This window comes from Klebsiella sp. EMBS2024 (assembly GCF_036233805.1).
Classification (GTDB): Bacteria; Pseudomonadota; Gammaproteobacteria; order Enterobacterales; family Enterobacteriaceae; genus Klebsiella; species Klebsiella pneumoniae.
The window spans coordinates 1,505,668-1,508,805 of the sequence record NZ_JAZARW010000001.1 but is presented as its reverse complement, the minus strand read 5'-3'; the positions used below and the strand labels follow the sequence as shown (position 1 = coordinate 1,508,805).

General features: G+C 61.2%; 1 protein-coding gene and 1 pseudogene. Both read right to left on the bottom strand.

The window, feature by feature from the left end; genetic code table 11:
- Positions 1 to 216, bottom strand: a pseudogene (locus VZP09_RS06780) (type VI secretion system protein TssA); the annotation flags it as partial.
- Positions 213 to 3,138 (bottom strand): ImcF-related family protein (locus VZP09_RS06775; RefSeq protein WP_328794975.1); only part of this gene is annotated, 2,926 nt, incomplete at its 5' end. The gene VZP09_RS06775 and the pseudogene VZP09_RS06780, both read right to left, overlap by 4 nt.

The window sequence follows — 3,138 nt, the reverse complement described above, 5'->3', positions numbered from 1 at the left end:
CTGGCAAATCAGTTCGGTATCGACGCCGGAGATCTTATTGACCTCATCGCGGATACGCTGAAAATCATCGTCATAGCCCGGATCGTCCCCGGTTGGTTGGGCGTCACTGATTGGCGCAAGCCAGGACTGCCACTGCGCCTGACGTGACCGGGCCTGCTGGCGCAGTACGCTTTCATCCAACTGACTGGCGGCAACCAAATTTTGTAAAATACTCATAATTCCATCTCATCCATGTCACTATTCCCTACCCCCGTCGTCAGGACCTGTGCGCTCTCAGCCGCATCGACAGTAAAAATCTGATCCGGCAGGGTCAATCCGCGCAGCGCCAGAAGCGCCAGCGGGCCGCTCCCAAGCTGGGAGCGCAATACCCACTGCAGGGTGCGGCCATCCGGGGCGGTGAAGCTCATCATCCACTGGCTGCGATCCAGCGGATGGCGTTTACCCTGCTCCAGCCAGCGAATAAAGCCCCAGGTACCGCTGTAGTCACCGAACAGACGCGTGCCCGCATTGACGGTGGTCCAGGTCAGCAGAGTGCCGGGTTTATACGTCTCCCCCGGCCAGCGGAAAGTCTGCCAGTCGGCCATCTGATTGAAATAGCGCAGCTTTTGGCCGTCTATCGTCAGCTGTGTCTCGACAACCTCCGGGGCAGGCCTGGCCTGTAACTCAAAGCTGATCCCCTGGCTGCCGTCGGTGAAAAGAATGTCGGACAGCTGGCTTAGCTGATTGATCGCGCGCAGAAAGGCCGGATTAAAGACCAGGCCGTGACTGTTGACCTTATCCGGCACCCACTGACTGCCTTCTTTATGCAGGACACCGTTCAGCTCCGTCGTGAGAAAACGTTCGATTCGCCCGCTGTCTTTGCGCACAAACTCAGCCAGCATCGGCAGGGAGGCGTCGCTTTTGCTGGCGGCAAACGGAAAGCGTCCGTCAAAGGCGGTGTGCCAGTTGGCGACCACCGATCGGCGCCATTTGTCATTCAGACTGGCCGCCGACGGCAGAAGCACGGTTTCCCATGCCTGGGTCAGCGGTTGCACAAACAGAGTGTTGCCGAAGCCACTCCACTCTTCGCCAAGGCTTGCCGAAATCAGGCTACCGTACTGTTGCGTGTCGGTCAGGTCGACGCTTTTTCCCTGGAAGACGGTCTGCGCCAGGACCTGCATCATTTCCTGCGGATCGGAGGCATTCGCAACCTGCTGCAGGCGCAGGCGCACGCGGGTGATACGGGTCAGATAGGTTTGCAGGCTCAGGGTGCTATCGGCCGACATGACGTTGCTGCCCGTGTTTTTCCCCATCAGCTGGAGCAGTGGGCCGAACGTGTCATCCAGAGGCCCCTGCGGGCCGGCTGCCGACTGGTCGATGACCGGCTTGTCTTTCCCGCCCACCAGATCTTTGGCCGATTTAATAAGGCTGTCCGACAGCCCCTCCCTTTGTTGCCCCGCCTGCCCCTGCCAGGCAAGGGTATTCATCAGGGCAATCAGCGGCGACTGGCGGACATCGCTTATCAGCGTGAGCTGGTCGGTAACATCGGCAATGGTGGTCGCCGGGTTGAGTCGCAGACTGTTGAGAAAATTCAGCCAGCTGCCGGCGAAATCGGTGAAGTAGCGTCGGGTCAGACGCGCTTTCAGCGCCTCCGGCGACAGGTCTGTCGACACCGTTTTGCGCGAATCGCTCAGCACCCAGTCGATTTCCTCCCGGCGCGAGCTGGCTGCCTTATCAATGGCCTGCTGAATGCCGCCTTCCCATGCCTGGCGGGTAAACATCCCCGGGACCACTTCATCGGTGGTAAACAGGCGGCGCGCGTCGGTGCCACTGGTCATGTCTTCCAGCGACACATCGGCAAAATTACGACGCACGGATTTGAGCATGTTCTCATATAAGGTGCTTTCGGCATTGCGGCGACCTAGCTGCTGCAACAGAACCTGACGGCTCTGACTCACCCGTTGCGCATCCGGGATGATCTTCCACTCTGGCCGCTCGGGCAGCAGGGAGAGATAAAAGGCCCACAAATCCGGCGCCAGACTTTGCCACAGACCGGTCGAGATCCCTATTCGCGTCGGCTGGACCGCTTTCATGGTCTGCGCGAAAAATGCGCCATCGGCTTTATCCGGACGAGCCATCATCAGCCAGGCTTTCAGCTGGTCATAGCCCGGTTTCGCCAGCTGGGCTCGTTGGTCGCTATTGGGGGCGGAGTTGACCAGCGCGCTGAGCGCCTGCTGCAACGCGGCATTGGCCGGGTCACGTATCAGGCGATGATTTGCCACACCGTACCAGGGCAGGACGGCGTCTAATAGTTGCTGATGATGGTCCAGACCAAAGCGCCGATACCAGGGAGCGCCCTTCTGCCCATCGTGCACGAGACGGCCGGCTTCGTTGCGCAGGGCATGGAGGGCCGTCAGTTGATAGTCAGAAACGGAGGGGTGGGCCACCAGGTCGCGGGCTTTTCCCGCTACCGAAGCAATCTGACTGTAATTGAGGGCAAAGGAGAGCAGCAGTCCCGCCGCCCACAGGCCGAAGATGGCCAGCAGACCGCACGCCAGGCCCCGCTCCCATGCCATTCCCACGTGATGCCCGCGTAAACGGCGGCAGTCATCGACGATCCCCTGCCAGGTGGCGGGCAGCGTCAGGAGGTGAGGCTGGCTCGCAGGCAGGGCATCAGCTTCCTGATACGGATCTACGGTACGAGGCTCTGGCAGGCTAAACATCAGGCCTCGCAGCGCAAGCCGCTGCCGCGAGGCGGTCAGCCACGGCGCCAGCTGCCGGCGCCATTGTGCGATCTCCCCGTCGATAAGCTGCTGCCCCAGACGCAGCAGGAAGTCGTGGCGGGTATCTGCTGCGATCTGGTGCATCCCCTGCTCCCGTAGCGTCGGCAACATCTGCGCAAGCTGACGGGCGACATCTTCCTCAGTGGCGCGCAACGGGAAGCTAACCCCTACCGCCTGCACCGCGCGGTCAGCCTGCGGCCACTCACTGTCGCACAGTTTCCATAACCAGACCGGGGCGGCATAGCCCAGCAGTTCGCTGATTTTTTCCAGCCCGTGCAGGTCGCTCTCGCTTATCTGCGGCGTCAGGGTGAGAGACGACGGCATCACCCGCACAATCCCGTCCAGAGGACGGCCACGGCGCAGCTTGCGCAGCGCG